General features: G+C 35.6%; 18 protein-coding genes. 4 read left to right on the top strand and 14 right to left on the bottom strand.

Annotation, left to right across the window (positions count from 1 at the left end; translation table 11 throughout):
* Positions 1 to 26: 26 nt before the first annotated feature.
* The 6 genes from LNQ81_RS10385 to LNQ81_RS10360 all read right to left on the bottom strand — a co-directional run bounded on the left by LNQ81_RS10385 (position 27) and on the right by LNQ81_RS10360 (position 4,955).
* Positions 27 to 1,283 carry an NAD(P)/FAD-dependent oxidoreductase gene (locus LNQ81_RS10385; RefSeq protein WP_229946500.1) on the bottom strand — a complete coding sequence of 419 codons (1,257 nt, stop codon included), beginning with the start codon at positions 1,281 to 1,283 and terminating at the stop codon, positions 27 to 29.
* Positions 1,284 to 1,411: 128 nt separating this feature from the next.
* Positions 1,412 to 1,831, bottom strand: coding sequence for a hypothetical protein (locus LNQ81_RS10380; protein WP_229946498.1), 420 nt, complete (start codon positions 1,829 to 1,831; stop codon positions 1,412 to 1,414).
* A 176-nt stretch (positions 1,832 to 2,007) separates the two neighbouring features.
* Entirely contained in the window at positions 2,008 to 2,895 is an 888-nt protein-coding gene (locus tag LNQ81_RS10375; RefSeq protein ID WP_229946496.1) for a bifunctional 5,10-methylenetetrahydrofolate dehydrogenase/5,10-methenyltetrahydrofolate cyclohydrolase, read from the bottom strand.
* Positions 2,896 to 2,972: 77 nt separating this feature from the next.
* Positions 2,973 to 4,310 carry a signal recognition particle protein gene (gene ffh / locus LNQ81_RS10370; RefSeq protein ID WP_121965858.1) on the bottom strand — a complete coding sequence of 446 codons (1,338 nt, stop codon included), beginning with the start codon at positions 4,308 to 4,310 and terminating at the stop codon, positions 2,973 to 2,975.
* Between the two features lie 181 nt (positions 4,311 to 4,491).
* On the bottom strand, positions 4,492 to 4,695 hold the full coding sequence (locus tag LNQ81_RS10365; protein ID WP_229946495.1) for a hypothetical protein: 204 nt from the start codon (positions 4,693 to 4,695) through the stop codon (positions 4,492 to 4,494).
* A gap of 35 nt (positions 4,696 to 4,730) precedes the next feature.
* Positions 4,731 to 4,955 carry a hypothetical protein gene (locus LNQ81_RS10360; protein WP_229946493.1) on the bottom strand — a complete coding sequence of 75 codons (225 nt, stop codon included), beginning with the start codon at positions 4,953 to 4,955 and terminating at the stop codon, positions 4,731 to 4,733.
* A 276-nt stretch (positions 4,956 to 5,231) separates the two neighbouring features.
* Here LNQ81_RS10360 and LNQ81_RS10355 point away from each other — a divergent pair, with 276 nt between their 5' ends.
* Positions 5,232 to 6,011 carry a phosphodiester glycosidase family protein gene (locus LNQ81_RS10355; RefSeq protein WP_229946491.1) on the top strand — a complete coding sequence of 260 codons (780 nt, stop codon included), beginning with the start codon at positions 5,232 to 5,234 and terminating at the stop codon, positions 6,009 to 6,011.
* Between the two features lie 17 nt (positions 6,012 to 6,028).
* On the opposite strand, the gene LNQ81_RS10350 is transcribed toward LNQ81_RS10355, so the two are convergent.
* Complete coding sequence (locus LNQ81_RS10350) at positions 6,029 to 6,415, bottom strand: hypothetical protein (protein WP_229946490.1); 387 nt, start codon at positions 6,413 to 6,415, stop codon at positions 6,029 to 6,031.
* 21 nt (positions 6,416 to 6,436) lie between these two features.
* The gene (locus LNQ81_RS10345) at positions 6,437 to 6,700 is read right to left on the bottom strand and encodes a hypothetical protein (protein ID WP_229946489.1); all 264 of its coding nucleotides are present in this window, start codon (positions 6,698 to 6,700) and stop codon (positions 6,437 to 6,439) included.
* A 211-nt stretch (positions 6,701 to 6,911) separates the two neighbouring features.
* On the opposite strand from LNQ81_RS10345, the gene LNQ81_RS10340 reads away from it, so the two are divergent.
* From LNQ81_RS10340 to LNQ81_RS10330, 3 genes are all read left to right on the top strand, one after another.
* Positions 6,912 to 8,000 (top strand): serine hydrolase domain-containing protein, encoded by a 1,089-nt coding sequence (locus tag LNQ81_RS10340; RefSeq protein WP_229946487.1) that lies wholly within the window; start codon positions 6,912 to 6,914, stop codon positions 7,998 to 8,000.
* An 84-nt stretch (positions 8,001 to 8,084) separates the two neighbouring features.
* A complete protein-coding gene (locus tag LNQ81_RS10335; protein ID WP_229946485.1) occupies positions 8,085 to 9,776 on the top strand; it encodes an RluA family pseudouridine synthase in 1,692 nt (563 codons plus the stop codon).
* Positions 9,777 to 9,818: 42 nt separating this feature from the next.
* Positions 9,819 to 11,051 (top strand): DUF445 domain-containing protein, encoded by a 1,233-nt coding sequence (locus LNQ81_RS10330; RefSeq protein ID WP_229946483.1) that lies wholly within the window; start codon positions 9,819 to 9,821, stop codon positions 11,049 to 11,051.
* Positions 11,052 to 11,058: 7 nt separating this feature from the next.
* Here LNQ81_RS10330 and LNQ81_RS10325 read toward each other — a convergent pair whose 3' ends face one another.
* The 6 genes from LNQ81_RS10325 to hisS form a co-directional block, all read right to left on the bottom strand.
* Positions 11,059 to 12,375: an IS1380 family transposase gene (locus tag LNQ81_RS10325; RefSeq protein ID WP_229946480.1), complete on the bottom strand. Its 1,317-nt coding sequence runs from the start codon at positions 12,373 to 12,375 to the stop codon at positions 11,059 to 11,061.
* A gap of 311 nt (positions 12,376 to 12,686) precedes the next feature.
* Positions 12,687 to 13,445 (bottom strand): hypothetical protein, encoded by a 759-nt coding sequence (locus LNQ81_RS10320; RefSeq protein ID WP_229946479.1) that lies wholly within the window; start codon positions 13,443 to 13,445, stop codon positions 12,687 to 12,689.
* Positions 13,446 to 13,447: 2 nt separating this feature from the next.
* Positions 13,448 to 13,942, bottom strand: coding sequence for a hypothetical protein (locus tag LNQ81_RS10315; RefSeq protein WP_229946476.1), 495 nt, complete (start codon positions 13,940 to 13,942; stop codon positions 13,448 to 13,450).
* A 175-nt stretch (positions 13,943 to 14,117) separates the two neighbouring features.
* On the bottom strand, positions 14,118 to 14,924 hold the full coding sequence (locus LNQ81_RS10310; protein WP_229946474.1) for a DUF4261 domain-containing protein: 807 nt from the start codon (positions 14,922 to 14,924) through the stop codon (positions 14,118 to 14,120).
* A 112-nt stretch (positions 14,925 to 15,036) separates the two neighbouring features.
* On the bottom strand, positions 15,037 to 15,429 hold the full coding sequence (locus LNQ81_RS10305; protein WP_229946472.1) for a hypothetical protein: 393 nt from the start codon (positions 15,427 to 15,429) through the stop codon (positions 15,037 to 15,039).
* A gap of 63 nt (positions 15,430 to 15,492) precedes the next feature.
* Positions 15,493 to 16,863, bottom strand: a complete 1,371-nt coding sequence (gene hisS / locus LNQ81_RS10300; protein WP_229946471.1) for a histidine--tRNA ligase — start codon at positions 16,861 to 16,863, stop codon at positions 15,493 to 15,495.
* Between the last annotated feature and the right edge of the window lie 103 nt (positions 16,864 to 16,966).

Genomic DNA, 16,966 nt, shown 5'->3' with positions numbered 1-16,966 from the left:
GGTTAAAGATAAAACATTCTCTTTCCCTACACCTGCTTACCTTTCATCATTTTATTCCAATATAAATAAGGTAACATATACTTTTTCAACATCCATAAACGCCAATGCTCCTGATCGCTGTCTGATACAAACATTTGCTTTAATTTAGGATCAGGTGTAAATTCATTCTTATAATTAAACTCTGCTAATACTAACTTACCATACCCTGTCACTAAAGGACAAGAAGAATATCCATCATATTCTTTATTAGAAGCTTCTTTACTTTCCAGTAGTTTACATAGATTATCTACTACTACAGGAACTTGTTTGCGAATAGCCGCTCCGGTCTTAGCTGTAGGTAACCCTACTACATCACCTAATCCAAACACATTAGCATACTTGTTGTGTTGTAAGCTGTTCAAATCAACATCCAACCATCCAGCACTATTGACCAAATCAGACTTCTTAACAAACTGTGGTGCTACCTGCGGTGGCGCTAAATGTAAGAAATCAAAAGACATCTCTACTACACTATCATCAATAGTAGTTGTACTTCCATCAGAAATCACAACACATTTATTATCTACCATATTAGTCTGCTTAAAATAGATCTTCTTATTAGCAGCATCAATTTTTATTGGATTGTAAAAAGGTTTAAAGTCAATCCCATATCGATCTACTACTTTCATTAGAGTATCTGCAATAGGTTTAACTCCAAAAATCACACTACCAGGCATTAGAAAGTGTACTTTCGTGTTCTGATCTATTCCTTTCTTGCGAAAGTAATCACATGCTAGATACATAATTTTCTGAGGTGCTCCTCCACACTTAATTGGAGTATTCGGTTGAGTAAAAATAGCTGTTCCTCCTTTAAACTCTTGTAGCAATTTCCAAGTATATTCAGGGTCTATATAATTACTACATACTACACCTTTCTCTACAGCGTCAGCTAATCCTTCTATCAAGGATAAATCATTCACTAGTCCAGGACAGACTACTAAATAATCATAGGTATAGTTTATTCCTTCTTTAGTATTTATTTTATTGTTTTGCGCATCCATTGATACTACCCAATCTTTTATCCATTGTACTCCTTTAGGAATAAGATCTCTAGTTGGTTTTATAGTTTTTTTCTTATCATAAGCTCCCGCTCCTACAAGTGTAAATGCAGGTTGATAGTAATGTAATTCTGAAGGGTCAATAATTCCGATATCTATTGTTTGTTTGCTCTTTTTTAATTGAGCAGCTACCATTATACCAGCAGTCCCTGCTCCTATAATAAGAATTTGATAGTGAGTTTTCATTTTTTACAATATTGTTTTGGTTAATATAGCAAAATATCAATTAACATCTAACTCTTGTGTAACATTTGTTACAATACTATTGGTAATATATTAATAAATATGCAAAGCAATCTTCTCTACTGAAATTATTAATTCAACGTGACAAATACTATCCCAAAAAGACCTCCTCTAGAACCATACAATGCTGTTATACTAGGTCCATTTTTATACTCTATAGACTTGACATCTTCTCTTTTGATAGTTGCTAAATCTTTCGAATAACTAGGTTCAGTACTATACTTCCCTTCATTCCTCACAATTATCACGATATACTCTCCTGACTTTATAATTGGCAAAGCCCCGTCATTATACCAAGCACTACTTAAATGATATAAACGCTCTACATACTCCTGCAAATTCAGTTTATTCTCTTCTTTTACCTCAGATGGAGCTTCTATTAGTAGTTTTGATATACTTCGACCTGGATGAGGAGGTCTCACTGTTAGCTTTTGGGCACTTACATTTATACCTACTAACAAACAAAGACAAATAATTACTTTCTTTCTCATAATACAACTACTTCTTTAAACCATCTACCTGATATTTTCCTAACATTCTGTTCCGCATCACACAATACATCTACAATATAACAAAAAGAAAAATCACAATACAACAGTAGAGACGATTACTTCAAAATAAAAAAAGAGACACATACATGCATCTCTCTTTTATAAATATTTATTTTTTATTCTCCTTTTTTAGCTCTTCTTGATCTAGCTAATAAAGTGTTCTTTAATAACATTGCTATAGTCATTGGTCCTACACCTCCAGGTACAGGAGTGATAAAAGCAGCTTTCTTACTAACCTCATCGAAGTCCACATCTCCAGCGATAACATATCCTTTCGGATTAGAAGCATCTGGTACACGAGTGATACCTACATCTACTACCGTTACACCATCTTTCACCATATCCCCTTTTAAGAAGTAAGGCACTCCTAATGCAGAGATAATGATATCTGCTTCACGAGTAATCTCAGCGATATTCTTTGTGCGACTATGGGTAAGAGTTACAGTAGCATCACCAGGATACCCTTTACGGCTTAACAAGATACTCATCGGACGTCCCACGATGTGAGAACGACCTATAACTACCACATTCTTACCTGCTGTCTCTACTTTATAACGCTCTAATAATTCCATGATTCCATAAGGAGTAGCTGGTAAGAATGTTTCCATCTCTAACGCCATACGACCGAAGTTAGTCGGGTGAAATCCATCTACATCTTTATCTGCATCGATAGCTAATAAAATCTTTTGCTCATCAATGTGTTTAGGAAGAGGTAACTGAACGATATATCCATCAATAGCTGGGTTCTCATTCAACTCTTTTACTTTAGCCAAAAGCTCCTCTTCTGTAGTATCTTCTGGTAAAGAAACTAAAGTAGATTCAAAACCTACTTTCTCACAAGACTTAACTTTACTTCCTACGTAAGTTAAACTTGCTCCATTACTTCCAACAATAACTGCTGCTAAGTGAGGTACTTTCTCTCCACGAGCCTTCATCTGTTGAACCTCAACAGCGATCTCTTCTTTGATATCTTCCGATACCTTTTTTCCGTCTAGTAGTTGCATTAAATAATAATATGTGTGTGTTGTATAAATAAAGAAGGTTTAAACCTCATAACGAACCTTAAACCTTCTCTTGTGTCTTATTGCATTCCTTTCATTTGCCCCATCATTCTCATCAAATTCTTTCCTTTAGCTCCTTGCATCATCTTCATCATTTTGCTCATTTGATCGAACTGCTTAAGCAATTGATTAACTTGTTGAATATCCGTACCCGAACCTTTAGCGATACGGGTCTTGCGTTTCACATCTATAATCGCAGGTTTAGAACGCTCAGCAGGAGTCATCGAGTGGATAATCGCTTCGATGTGTTTAAACGCATCGTCTTCGATCTCTACATCTTTCATCGCTTTTCCTACCCCTGGTATCATCCCCATCAAGTCTTTCATGCTACCCATGTTTTTCACTTGTTGGATTTGAGTTAAGAAGTCATCAAAACCAAACTCATTCTTCGCGATTTTCTTCTGGATCTTACGAGCTTCCTCCTCATCATACTGAGCTTGTGCACGCTCTACTAACGAGATTACGTCTCCCATCCCTAAGATACGGTCAGCCATACGATCTGGATAGAACACATCGATTGCATCCATCTTCTCACCAGTACCGATAAACTTAATTGGTTTATTCACTACTGATTTAATAGAGATAGCAGCTCCACCACGTGTATCCCCATCTAACTTAGTAAGGATAACTCCGTCGAAGTTTAATCTATCATTAAATGCTTTTGCTGTATTTACTGCATCTTGTCCAGTCATAGAGTCCACTACGAATAATGTCTCATGTGGAGCAATAGCTTTATGGATATTAGCAATCTCTGTCATCATCTCCTCATCTACAGCTAGACGACCAGCCGTATCGACGATTACTACGTTAAATCCATTTGCTTTTGCATGTTTAACTGCGTTCTCCGCGATCAGTACAGGATTGTTATTTCCTTCTTCTGAATATACTTCTATACCTAATTGATCACCTACTACATGTAGCTGATTAATAGCTGCAGGACGATAAACATCACACGCCACCAATAAAGGCTTCTTATTTTTCTTTGTCTTTAAGAAGTTTGCTAATTTACCAGAGAATGTTGTTTTCCCTGATCCTTGCAAACCTGACATTAAAATAACTGAAGGATTACCAGATAAATTAATACCTGCAGCCTCACCACCCATTAATTGAGTCAACTCGTCTTTAACGATCTTGATCATCAATTGTCCTGGTTGTAACGTAGTAAGTACTTCTTCTCCTAAGGCTTTTTCTTTTACTATATTAGTAAAATCTTTAGCAATCTTAAAGTTAACGTCGGCATCTAATAAAGCTCTACGAACCTCTTTTAGAGTATCTGCTACATTGACTTCTGTAATCTTGCCGTGTCCCTTAAGGATATGAAAGGCTTTATCTAATTTATCACTTAAATTATCGAACATATCGGTATTATTTTAATACTTTGAGTCGCCAAAGATACTATATAACTCGTTAAGTCACAAAAAGCAAAAGCAACAAAACTTACTTTTTTTGAATATTCTATATATTTCTTTGATTTCACAGACCTCAACAACTTCCTATACTAAACTATACAAAAACATTTTCAATACTTTAACCACAATATTAGTTTTTGTAATTAATAAAAAAGAATTCTTGATTCAGAAACAAACTATAATTCAAGTACTTTGTTTTTCTATAATTGTAAACCCAATACTTCGTGATAGATTGATAATAATTCAATTTGAAATACAACCTTTCTACATCTATTTCTTTTATCACTGTACGATCACCATCCATTCTCAATCCTTCATCTGACATCAGCTCCATAAAAAAAAGTTCTATATCAATTAAATTACTGTTTTCTATGTACTTTCTATGTACTTTCTATGTTCTATTGCATAAAAATCATATGGTTCATCATCTTTTTCGCCTCCAGTTTTTTCTAAAAGTGATTCGACTATTATTACCTTTTTAGTATATAATTGATCACTTAGTTTAAACTCCTTCTCTATTTTGGGATAATCATCCTCATGAGAATTACATCCTACTAATACAATTACTATCGTAACAAATAAAAAAATCTTCATAAATAAAATAAATTATTAAAACCCAATCTAATATTGCTCAACAACTAAGCCATTCAAAAGAAAATATTACATTTTACAAAACATTAAATAATATAGCGTTAACACTATTGATTTTTTATATCCCTACTTTTATTCTTTATGAATAACATATTATAAGCCCTAGCTATTATGAAAAACGCATTGACTCTCATCTGTTTTTATCTTACTATTATCTCCCTTTATAGTCAAGTCCATTCTCAAATAAACATCTCAAATAAACTATTGCAAAACACAGATTTGATAAGTAAAATATACAAAGACAGTGTTTATACCCTAACAGAGGGCGTTACTGTCAATGAACTGTCTTACTTATCTAACCAAGATAAAGCAATGAAGGTCTTTATTTACAAAGTCGATTTATCTAATCCAAAGATATCCATTGCGACTACTCTACCTAACAACGAGTTAAAATTCGCGATGCAACCTATGACAGAACAAGCTAAAGCTGCACAAAACCCCTTCTTTAATATTCTAGGAGGTGTTAATGGTGATTTTTACAACATGACTACAGGTGTTCCACAAGGGATATATGTCACTTATGGTGCTAAACTAAAATCTACATATAATGACAAAATTAAGGGGTTCCTCTCTGTAGATAAACACAACAAAGTAAACCTTTTTGATATAGAACAATTCAATATACAATCTACTACTATACAGCATGCTATTTCTGGTGGTGATTGGTTAGTAAAAGACAGCCAGATAATCCCTCAAAACAACACTGATATACATCCTAGAACCGCCGTAGGGTTGACAACGTCTAATCAACTTATCTTACTGGTAGTCGACGGGCGAAATCCTCAATGGTCTAATGGAATGAATTTAGAAGAATTAGCTACTATGATGCTAGCGCTAGGAGCTGATAGAGCACTTAACTTAGATGGTGGTGGTAGTTCTACTTTCTTTACTAACCCTAATCTAACTGAGAACAAATACACCATCCGCAATCTCCCATCAGATAAAAACGCTAAAGAAAGAGCTGTTAGTAATGGGGTGATTATTACAGAAGTGAAGTGATAAATTATCTATTTGCTTTAATAATCTGCTTCATACCCATGACCATTCTTGCCATAAAATATTAGCCACTTTGCAACCGCATATAGAATATGTAATCTTGCCTCCATAGTATCCTCATTTGCATCAGGTATTTCTCTCTGTTTCTTTAAGTAGACTAAGTTATACTCATCAGCAGCTGCCATTAGCCTATTACCATAGTCTAAAGTTGCATCAGCTCTCTTCGTTTCCCATGCCTCATAAACCAAATCTTCATCTATAATAGATAAACAATCATTTAAAAACTGCCCTCTTAATACATTTTGATCTTGTCCAAAAGAACAATACAACGGTACTCCATCCAGCTCTTCTGCTAAATCTATAACATAATATCCCTCGTGTTCTTTTACAAAATCATCATAAGACATAGACTTTTCATCTAATGCTTCTTATCTTGAACTCAACCACTGATTAGCTCGTTCATCTCTTCCTACCATAGGAGCTTTAATCGTCTGATAAGTAAATATAAGATTAGCGAACCATTCTGTCAATAATTCCTCTCTACTAGGAGCTTTCTTTCCCTTTAGTTTATCCCAAATACTAAGCTCTTGTTTTTTTCCATTATTGATATCACTTACTAAATCCATAATCTCATAATACCTATGCTCAAAACCAGGCTTTGCCTTACCCATAGGGCCCATATCTAATCCCATATTACGCTAATTCAAATTCTACAATATTTCTTCAAACACTTTTTCTATGAAGTCTATTCCGACAAAATTAGATTCGTCTCGTATCAGATTATTACTTTTATTATTAATAACTAAAGATATAAAAAACCTTAACCATAAACTTATACAAATCAAACTAGTATCCTTAATCACAAATTTAATTATCTAAATTAGTACACTTATAAACCACCCTATGAAGAAACTTTTTATACTAAGTAATACATTATTCTTACTAATGACTAATGTTATATATAGCCAAGACCTACAATCTAAAATAGACAGTATACGACAACTACATAATGTCCCTGAAGTAACCTACGCTATTGTCAATAAAGATAAAGTCATCGCTATCGGAGCAACAGGCCACCATAAGTTTAGTGAGATATCTGACATTCCTAACGCTAATCTAAAAGACTATTTTCATTTGGGTTCTAATACTAAAGCAATCACTGGGTTTATAGCTGCTAAATTAGTAGAGCAAGGCAAAATTAATTGGACGACTACTTATTTTGACTTATCCCCTGAAGTGAAAGAATCTTCTAATCCCACATATTATACCGCTACACTAAAAGATTTCTTCACACACAGAGCTAAAGTACACGCTTTCACTAATGGTAGTGAACGCATTGGACTTCCTAAATTTGAAGGTACGAAGCAACAACAACGACAAGCTTTCGCTAAGCATGTATTAACTATGTCGCCTTTAGACTCTCCTGATGGATATACTTACTCTAATGCAGGGTATAGTATAGCTGCATCAATGTTAGAGAAAGCAACTAATAAATCTTGGGAAGAACTTACGAGAGACATCCTTACTAAAGAGCTTGGAATAGACTTCGTTATTGGCTGGCCTAATCGCAATTTAGATAACCAACCTTGGGGACACGCGTTACAGTTTGATGTACTAGAATCTGTACCTCCTACTTATGATTATGCCTTAACACTTATAGAGCCTGCTGGTGACATCAGTATGAATATAGAAAACTATATCAAATACATTCAACTCAATCTAAAAGGCCTTTCTGGTCAAGACAACATACTTAAAACCAAGACGTATGACTACCTATTTAACAGTCAAAGCAAATACGCCATAGGATGGAGTAACCTTATTAATGATACTACTAAACTTTATGATCATGCTGGTTCTGACGGTACATTCTTCGCCTATACACAGATAGATGGCATCACTAATACTGCCTATATCATCTTAATCAACAGTGGTACTACTAATGCTCAACAAGCTGTAATGAAGATAATTGAAATAATGAAAAGCAATATCTAATAACAACTCACTCTTAATTTTAATACTTTCCCCTCCTCCATCTCTCATTTATCCTTAATTTTGCGCTTTAAATATTCAGAATAAATGTCTCAGCCTAAAGCAATCTTCAGAAAGTTCTCTACAGATGTGAAGTCTATCGAACTGCCAACTAAGTTTACTTTCCCTTTTTATTACGAACCACATCCACTGACTGTTATAGCAGTAGAGGAGCTACAGCAGGAGTTAAGTACACATCCACTTATTGCTCCCTTATTTGATACAGCGCACGCAGACTGTTTGCCTACAGGGAAGATGTTCGGAGTATTAATCGTGAAGAATGCAGAGGGAGAACTAGGATATTTAGCTGCTTTCTCAGGGAAGTTAGGCAGTCATACTGACTTAGAAGGTTATGTTCCGTTAATATGCGACCTGTGGAATGAGGAGGGCTTTTTTGCTAAAGAGGGAGAAGAAGTAACCGCTATTAATACGATCAATGCTAGAATAGAACTTCTTGAGTCTAATCCTACCTATATTTCTGCTAAAACGCTACTAAAACAACAAGTAGCAGAGGAAAAACAAGCAATAGAAGAGAGAAAGGCAGAACACAAAACACTTAAGAACGAACGCAAAACTATCCGCAAAGCACAAGAACCTCTCCTATCAGAAGAAGAATTTAAACTGCTGAATGACGATTTAGTTAGACAGAGCTTAAGAGATAAATATGAGCTACGTGTATTGACTGAACACTGGCAAGCTCAAGTGGATACTACTAAAGCAATCACAGAAAGCGTAGAGCAAGAATTAAATAGACTAAAAGAAGAACGCAAGAATAAGTCAAATGGCTTACAACACAAGCTATTTGCTTCTTACAAGTTCCTAAACTATAAAGGTGAACAACAGAGTCTATTAGAGATATTTGCTAAGACTGTAATACAGCAGCCACCAGCAGCAGCAGGAGATTGTGCTGCTCCTAAGTTGATACAGTATGCGTATGAACACGGATATATGCCACTCGCATTAGGGGAATTTTGGTGGGGTGAATCTCCGAAGTCTGAGATACGCAAGCACCAGCACTTCTACCCTTCTTGTCGTGGTAAGTGTGAACCTATCTTAGGACATATGTTAGAGGGGCTAGAGGTAGAGGATAATCCTCTGTTAGTTAATCCTGCACTTAACAGACCTATCGATGTAGTTTATGAAGATGAATACTTCGCTATCGTAAATAAGCCTGAGGATTTCTTATCTGTACCCGGTATCTATATTTTTGACTCTGTATATGAGCGTATGAAACTGCGCTATCCTGATGCGACAGGTCCCCTAATCGTACACCGATTAGATATGCCTACATCAGGTATATTGATCATCGCTAAAGACAAGGACTCTCATAAAGTAATACAAAGTCAGTTTATCAAAAAGACACTTGAGAAACGATATGTAGCTGTACTAGATGGGATTATTACAGAAGATGAAGGGATAATCGAACTACCGTTACGAATAGACTTTGACGACAGACCGAGACAAATGGTTTGCTACGAATATGGTAAATATGCGAAGACTCGTTATGAAGTAATCGAACGCAAAGATGGCAAAACTAAAGTGTACTTCTACCCGATTACAGGGCGTACCCATCAGTTGCGTATGCATGCCTCACATCCTAATGGGCTAAACACCCCTATCGTTGGTGATGACCTATATGGTATGAAGGCAGATAGGCTATATCTACACGCTGAAAGCATCACTTTCAAACATCCGAAAACACACGAATTAATGACTTTTACTATAAAAGAGAGCTTTTAAGCTCTCTTTTTTCATTACATTAGCTATTAAATCCCCTTTAGTATGACCGAAAAGAAAAGACAATTACAACAACATAAACGCATCGCTACAGGTCTATTTCTCTTTATGGCATTAGTCTATATTATTATGGTCTATGCCATCAGACATACTCCTGCAGTGTGGATGGGATATGTCAAAGCATTCTCAGAGGCAGCTATGGTAGGGGCTTTGGCGGATTGGTTTGCAGTGACTGCTTTATTTAGACATCCTATGGGTATACCTATTCCTCACACGAATCTTATCGTTAATAGCAAAAATAAAATAGGTGATAACCTTGGCGACTTCGTGACAGATAACTTCTTGACTTCTGAGAATATCCGACCTTATGTAGAGAAAGTAGACTTGGCTAATATGATTTCTTCTTGGTTAAACAAACCTGCTAACCAAACGATACTCGAAAGCGAACTAGCTACCCTTACTAAGAGAATACTCTCTGAGCTGGATGACGACACTATCATACATCTAATGACCGCAAAGGCTAAAGAAGGTATCAGAGCTATTAACATACAAAGCTTCGTTTCTAAGGGAGTATCCTATGCCATTGACCAAAATGAACACAATAAACTACTCGATATCATCCTTCCTAAAGCGCAGGTATATGTAGAAGAACACCGTCAGGAAATCTATGATAATGTAATCGAAAAGAAACCTATACTAGGGCTTATCGGTGGTAAAGCAGTGACAAATCAATTAGTAAATGGTATCAATACTTTCTTAGAAGATATCGCTCGCGATCCGAATCACAAAATTAGAAAAGAGATTACACTTCGCTTAGAAATGTTAGCGGTAGACATAGAGGCTTCTCCATCGTGGAAAGCGAAGTTCGACGAAATACTAAATCAATTCATCACAGATGAGAAGATCAATACGTATATGTCTGACTTGTGGCAATCAACCAAAACAAGTTTACTTGCACAGCTTGAAGATAAACAGTCTACTCTGCGCACTTATATCACTAAGAGCATAGCTCGTGTAGCAGATGATCTAGAAAACAACGAAGAGAACAAAGCCAAAATAAACAAGTGGATACAGCATACCATTTATAAAGTAGCTCTTAAGAATACTAAAGAAGTAGGACAATTAATCCGCAACACTGTGGATAGTTGGGATGGTCAGGAGCTTAGCGATAAGCTAGAACTAGAGGTAGGTAAAGACTTACAGTACATTCGTATCAACGGAACTATCGTAGGTGGTCTAGTAGGTCTGCTTATCTACATTATCACTTCATATCTTTAAACCCGGATTACGCATTAGGTATATTTAAAGGTAGCTCTAAAGGGTAATCCCATAGGCCTACGAACCATTTTCGTCGCTTCTTGACCAGTGCTATTTTAAGCTTGATTGTGTCATTTGTTTTTTCAAAATAAGCTCCAATAGCAAAGGTTCTATATCTTAATGTAGAAAGTGATTTTTGTGTTTTCTCCTGTAAAACAAACATTCTAAAAAGAGCCATTAGATTGTAAGCAATCATTACAAAGATTAGGGCAGCTTCGGTAGCATAGAAGTCTTTTAGATTAAATGATTCTGCTCCAAAATCTTGTTTTAGCTCTTTGATTCTATTTTCTGCATCACCTCTTGCTCGATAGTTTTTCCATACATCATAAGCTCCACATTCCAAGTTCGTAACATAAGCGGAGTATCTGTAATTTCTATGTATTTCATCTTCTGGAAACAGACTTAATGTTTTTCCAGGCGCTTGTGGGCGTTTACTTATTTTTTGTCTTACAATAATAACTCTTCTAGGTTTTTCCCAATTCTTAGCTTGGTAGAAGGTATCATTTATTTGGATAGCTTCATCGACATTTAGCCAAGTGGTTTGGCTATCTACTAGTCTTTGTACAGGATGAGTAAACTTAGCAGCAATGATGTAGTTCATAGGTTTAGATTCTAAATGATCTAAAATATCCTTTTGAAAAAAACCACTATCTAATCGTATTAAACCTACTTTTTTATTTCCAAAAACAGATAAAGTATCCTCTAAGAAGCTAATAAAGTTATTGGCAGAACTTGTATCTCCACTTCGCAACCAAAAGTTGGCTACCATGCGAATATCATTTACAAAAGCTATAATAGGATGATGAGATCTACGTCCGCGTTTACTGGGATTATATCCTCTTTTAGCTCCTTGTTGCTGTTCTCCATAGCGAGTTATGACAGTAGAGTCAATATCCAAGGTAAAGTAATTTAAATTGATGTTTTTAAAAAACCACTCAAAGAAGTGCTTAGCAGTTTCAATGTTACTACTAGCATCAAACTTGGAGAAATAACGTTTATACGCATCTTGACCTGGCGAAGTTCGCCAGTTAAAGATTTTACCAAGAGCTTTATCATGTCTAGTTACTTCTGTGTGTAAAAAACGATTTGCACCACACCAAACACTAGTCATAAAAGACTCTAAAATCACATCAACATCATGTGCCCTATTAGAATTTTGACAAGGAAGACTTTCACAGGAATTAATCTGAGATTTAAAGTCTATTTTATCTAACATTTGCTTTAAAAAGACCATTCCACCCCATGGTGTAATCTCTTTGTTGGTAAAGGATAGATCAAAATTCATAGGCTTAAATTTTCTAACGCTAAGCGTTAGGATTTACACATAATAAATATACATCTTTTTCTAATGCGGAATGTGGGTTAAAACAATTTCAACTAAATGCTACACCCTCTATGTAAGGTATATTTATTTTCTTAAATTTGCATTACACTTTGATTATAAACAAAGTATCAAAAATTAAGGCTTCCTATTCTAGAATACTATGCTGCCAATATCTAATCACTCCGAATCAGATAACAACTATAACCACAAAAGGGCTGTAACGTATACGTTACAGCCCTTTTGTGGTTACTTTTATTTAAATTTTACAGCTACTAATTATCTGATAATCCAGTAAGATTTCTCTCCTTACCTTCAGTGTCCTTTATGATGATAACTACCTCATGACGTACAGTAGATTCAGGATTATCCATTAGGATAGTAATAGTCTCTTGTCTCTTTTTATTTGTAAACTCAAGTACTCTATTTGCCATTGTCCCTTGTATCTCTTCAGTTCCATCTAATACTTGATTAGGTACATCTGCCATCGTTTTACCATCGATCCACATCACTAGACGCATCACATCTTGACTTTTTCTATCTATACGCCAGATATCTTGACCGACTTTAATAATCGCATACGGTTCTAAGAACTTGTTTACACTGCGGTGTATATTTTTTTTATCAGCCTGAATTAGCGTCTTTCTTAGTTCTTTCTCCACATCCGTCTGATCATTGATACGGAAGATATCTCCATCCTCTGTCAACCACATTCTTCCAAGGTCAAACATAATTCCCCTCCATCCCATTGGGCTATATTCTTCGATAACTGAGTGTGCTATCTTAGCAGAAAATTCAGGTGCAAACAATTCTTCAAAGCGACTCACAAATTCGAACTCCGTAGTAATCTCTGGTATTGGGTATTCTCTTTTTAGAGGGTAAACCACACGCTCAGCAATACTTTCTCTATCCTCATTTTCAAATAAAGACATTAAAGACTCAATCTTCATTACAGTACTTGGAGCGATCGTGCTCTCTTGACTAATCCCCTTAAATCCTATTAAAAGGAATAATATAGCTAACGCTTTTTTCATATTTATTCTTTATTTTTTAACTCTTCTAAACGATTGCGCATGTGTTCTGATAACATCTTCTGCACTTCAGCATCTGACTCTGTTGCCTTTAGATAATCGAAGTAAACAATCAATTCTTCTAAACGTTCTGTACTTAAATTTATTCTTGCTGTGCTTAAGAATGTATCAAATGAGATATGTGCCGCGCATAGATAATCATATAAGTATTCTGTTCCTCCGCGTTCTAATAAAGTTTCTGCTAATAAATGAAACTTGTTATAGACTGAAAAGTTTAGTTTAGTAACCATTCCTAAATTGATAAATAATTCTCTTAACAACACCAAATCAACTGTGTCCAACTGTTCGCAGACTAACTCTGCTATCTGTATTCTAAACAGGTAATTGTCATCTTTAAACTTACCACCGTACTTTCCGTTCCATTCCACTGCGATCCACTCACTATCAGTCGGGGAATAATTATCTATAAAACTCTGAAAATCAACACTACTCACTTGCATATCTCCTTACTTTTTTATTTCTACTTCGAGCGATAAAAATACAACTAAAAACAAAACCTTTACCACTAGTTTACCATAAATATAAAATTGTAATGACTACAAAAAAAGAGAAGTAACAACTGTAGTAGCCATTACCTCTCTTCGTTTGATTTTATATAAAATGTAAGTGTACTCCCTAATCTACTTTCAGATTAATCACAGTACGGCGTGGCTGTGAACTCGCAAACTGTTTCTGACACAGCCATTTGCTTCCTACTTCTAGTCCTTCTATTGTATGTCCATCCTCTATCACATCACCTGCTTCCATTAGATAGTAAGCGTAGTCCCATAGGCGACTTGCTACATCATTAAGAATAGCTTCGTCGTCATAAAAGAATTGGAAGTCTGAGACACCTAAAGCGTGAAGCCCTACTGTATCCATCAATAAACTTCCATATTCTGGTTGCTCCACATTAAATAGACGTACATTAATCATGAGATCGAGGCCTACATAGTTAGGATCCAGACAATCAGCCATAAACACTTCTGGATTAATTAACTTCTCGCCATGCTCTGAGACAATAACTGTCGGTTTAGACACTTTTGCCATTGCAAATAACATTTGTTGCATCAATACGATTCTCACTCTTGGCTCAAGGCTACGACTTAAGAAATCGGTTACTAATACCTCATAATTACACTTCTCTAAAGCTTCCGCGCCCTCTTCCCAATGCCAGTTCTGTTCTATATATTTAGATCCTACATTCTTTATACTATCATCCTCAGCGTGCATAACCACACACTGCGCTGGTACAATTCCTTCTTCAAACTCTACTTCACAGTCAGGAAAAGTAAACACATTCGCCTCTTCAGCTAATGTCACATTAGGAAACACCTTGTGCAATTCTGTTAATACGGCTTGCAAATCTATGGATGGTTTACTTTCGAATAATAATCTAAACATCATCATCTTTGGGTTGTTACCTAATTTTTTACTTGCCATATCTATTTTAGTTTGTTTTATATTAATCTTGAATAAAGTTTAAAATTACGAAATTACAAGGACTAAAAGCTGAGTAATGTCACCTTATTCAAAAAAACGAAATACAACTTACCTATACCATATCTTGTAGTAGTAACTTCTGTATATCATACTCCAATTCTACTAATAGTTGCAGACCATCTAATACTTGTGATGCATTCTCAGGATTCCACCCTTGACTTAATCCATAATCTAACGCCTGACGAATAAACAGAGGTCTATTTAAATTGACTACTATCTCTTTCTGAAGTATTTTATTATAAAGTAAAGCTCCGTGATTTAATGGATTACCTACATAATAATCATCTAACGTCCTGAAGTGAACTAGCAACGCATACTTACTCTTTTTATCTATAAAAATGCGCATCGTGAAAATGCTCTCCTCTGTCTCTGGTAAATAAGTAACTCCTATACGATATAAGTATAGGGTTTCATCAACCGTTAATGTTCTAATTTTCTTCTTCATAGATATAAAAAAAGGTATGTGAAGTTACTCACATACCTTATATTAATCAAGCTTAATGCTTATTTATTTTAGTTTCTCTATTAACTCTTCTAGCGATAATACAGTCTGTTCACCTGAAGCTAAATCCTTTAGCGTATATTTTTGATCAGCCATTTCTTGTGACCCTACTAATACTGCAAATGGAATTGCTTTCTTATCAGCGAACTGGAATTGCTTACCTACTTTTGCTTTATCAGGATATATTTCTGTACGGATACCTACGTCTCTAAGTTTCATTACTGCTTGCATTCCATAACTCATTTCTTCTTCCCCCATATTAAGGAACATCGCTTTAGAAGATGTACTCACTGTCTCAGGAAACAAGTTAAGCTCTTCCATCACTAGATAGATACGATCTAACCCAAATGAGATACCTACTCCGCTCATATCTTTTAATCCGAAGATACCAGTAAGGTCATCATAACGACCACCTCCACCGATAGAACCAAGCTGTACTGTCTCAGGTGCTCCAATCTCGAATATCGCTCCTGTATAATAGTTAAGTCCACGAGCTAAGGTTACATCTAAGTTTAGCTTTGCTGTCTGTAGCTCAATAAGCGCTACTTCTTTTCCTACGAATGCTAATTCTTCTACACCTTTAAGCCCTACTTCTGATGAAGCTAACATAATACGTAGTTTATCTAACTTCTCTTCGAATGTACCTGTGAAGTTAAATAGTGCTTTTACTTTATCGATAGCCTCTTCAGAGATACCCTTTTCAGTCATCTCTTTTCTCACTCCTTCTTCTCCTATTTTATCCAGTTTATCAAGAGCGACAGTGAAGTCGATTAGTTTATCACTTGCGTCGATCACCTCAGCGATACCAGCTAATATCTTTCTATTGTTTAATTTAATTGTTACTCCGTGTACTCCCAACGCTGTAAATACTCTATCGTATAAGGTCACAAACTCTACCTCTTGCCATAGCGATGTAGATCCGATCACGTCAGCATCACACTGATAGAACTCTCTATATCTCCCTTTTTGAGGGCGGTCAGCACGCCATACAGGTTGCATTTGGTAACGTTTAAATGGGAAGTCTAACTCATTGTGATGCATTACTACGTAACGAGCGAAAGGAACAGTCAAGTCATAACGCAATGCCTTCTCAGAGATTTGATTAGTTAGTTTTAAACTATTCTTACTCTCTAATACAGCGTCATCTACTTTACTTAGATAGTCACCTGAGTTTAATATCTTAAAAATTAAGCGATCACCCTCTTCACCATACTTACCTAGTAGGGTATCAAGGTTCTCAAAAGAAGGAGTCTCGATAGGATGGAAACCAAATTTCTCAAATCCATGTCGGATAGTTTGCATGATGTATTGTCTTCTTGCTACTTCTGTTGGAGAAAAGTCTCTTGTACCTTTTGGTATTCCAGGTTTCTTTGCCATCTCTGTTTAATTTTTATGTATTATTAATAGACAAAATTACTACTTTTTTTAAAATCAACCTATTCAAACTATAGCCTAAAAGAAGGATTTGTGACATAATTTA

It is taken from the genome of Myroides oncorhynchi, from assembly GCF_020905415.1.
GTDB lineage: Bacteria > Bacteroidota > Bacteroidia > Flavobacteriales > Flavobacteriaceae > Flavobacterium > Flavobacterium oncorhynchi_A.
Note: the sequence above shows the minus strand (reverse complement) of the source record. Positions and strands in the feature narration are given on the sequence as shown.

Excerpts from the sequence above, each read along its gene's own strand:
- LNQ81_RS10385 (WP_229946500.1), bottom strand. The coding sequence starts at position 1,283 with ATGAAAACTCACTATCAAATTCTTATTATAGGAGCAGGGACTGCTGGT.
- LNQ81_RS10380 (WP_229946498.1), bottom strand. The coding sequence starts at position 1,831 with ATGAGAAAGAAAGTAATTATTTGTCTTTGTTTGTTAGTAGGTATAAAT.
- LNQ81_RS10375 (WP_229946496.1), bottom strand. The coding sequence starts at position 2,895 with ATGCAACTACTAGACGGAAAAAAGGTATCGGAAGATATCAAAGAAGAG.
- ffh (WP_121965858.1), bottom strand. The coding sequence starts at position 4,310 with ATGTTCGATAATTTAAGTGATAAATTAGATAAAGCCTTTCATATCCTT.
- LNQ81_RS10365 (WP_229946495.1), bottom strand. The coding sequence starts at position 4,695 with ATGGAGCTGATGTCAGATGAAGGATTGAGAATGGATGGTGATCGTACA.
- LNQ81_RS10360 (WP_229946493.1), bottom strand. The coding sequence starts at position 4,955 with ATGAAGATTTTTTTATTTGTTACGATAGTAATTGTATTAGTAGGATGT.
- LNQ81_RS10350 (WP_229946490.1), bottom strand. The coding sequence starts at position 6,415 with ATGTCTTATGATGATTTTGTAAAAGAACACGAGGGATATTATGTTATA.
- LNQ81_RS10345 (WP_229946489.1), bottom strand. The coding sequence starts at position 6,700 with ATGGGATTAGATATGGGCCCTATGGGTAAGGCAAAGCCTGGTTTTGAG.
- LNQ81_RS10340 (WP_229946487.1), top strand. The coding sequence starts at position 6,912 with ATGAAGAAACTTTTTATACTAAGTAATACATTATTCTTACTAATGACT.
- LNQ81_RS10335 (WP_229946485.1), top strand. The coding sequence starts at position 8,085 with ATGTCTCAGCCTAAAGCAATCTTCAGAAAGTTCTCTACAGATGTGAAG.
- LNQ81_RS10330 (WP_229946483.1), top strand. The coding sequence starts at position 9,819 with ATGACCGAAAAGAAAAGACAATTACAACAACATAAACGCATCGCTACA.
- LNQ81_RS10325 (WP_229946480.1), bottom strand. The coding sequence starts at position 12,375 with ATGAATTTTGATCTATCCTTTACCAACAAAGAGATTACACCATGGGGT.
- LNQ81_RS10320 (WP_229946479.1), bottom strand. The coding sequence starts at position 13,445 with ATGAAAAAAGCGTTAGCTATATTATTCCTTTTAATAGGATTTAAGGGG.
- LNQ81_RS10315 (WP_229946476.1), bottom strand. The coding sequence starts at position 13,942 with ATGCAAGTGAGTAGTGTTGATTTTCAGAGTTTTATAGATAATTATTCC.
- LNQ81_RS10310 (WP_229946474.1), bottom strand. The coding sequence starts at position 14,924 with ATGGCAAGTAAAAAATTAGGTAACAACCCAAAGATGATGATGTTTAGA.
- LNQ81_RS10305 (WP_229946472.1), bottom strand. The coding sequence starts at position 15,429 with ATGAAGAAGAAAATTAGAACATTAACGGTTGATGAAACCCTATACTTA.
- hisS (WP_229946471.1), bottom strand. The coding sequence starts at position 16,863 with ATGGCAAAGAAACCTGGAATACCAAAAGGTACAAGAGACTTTTCTCCA.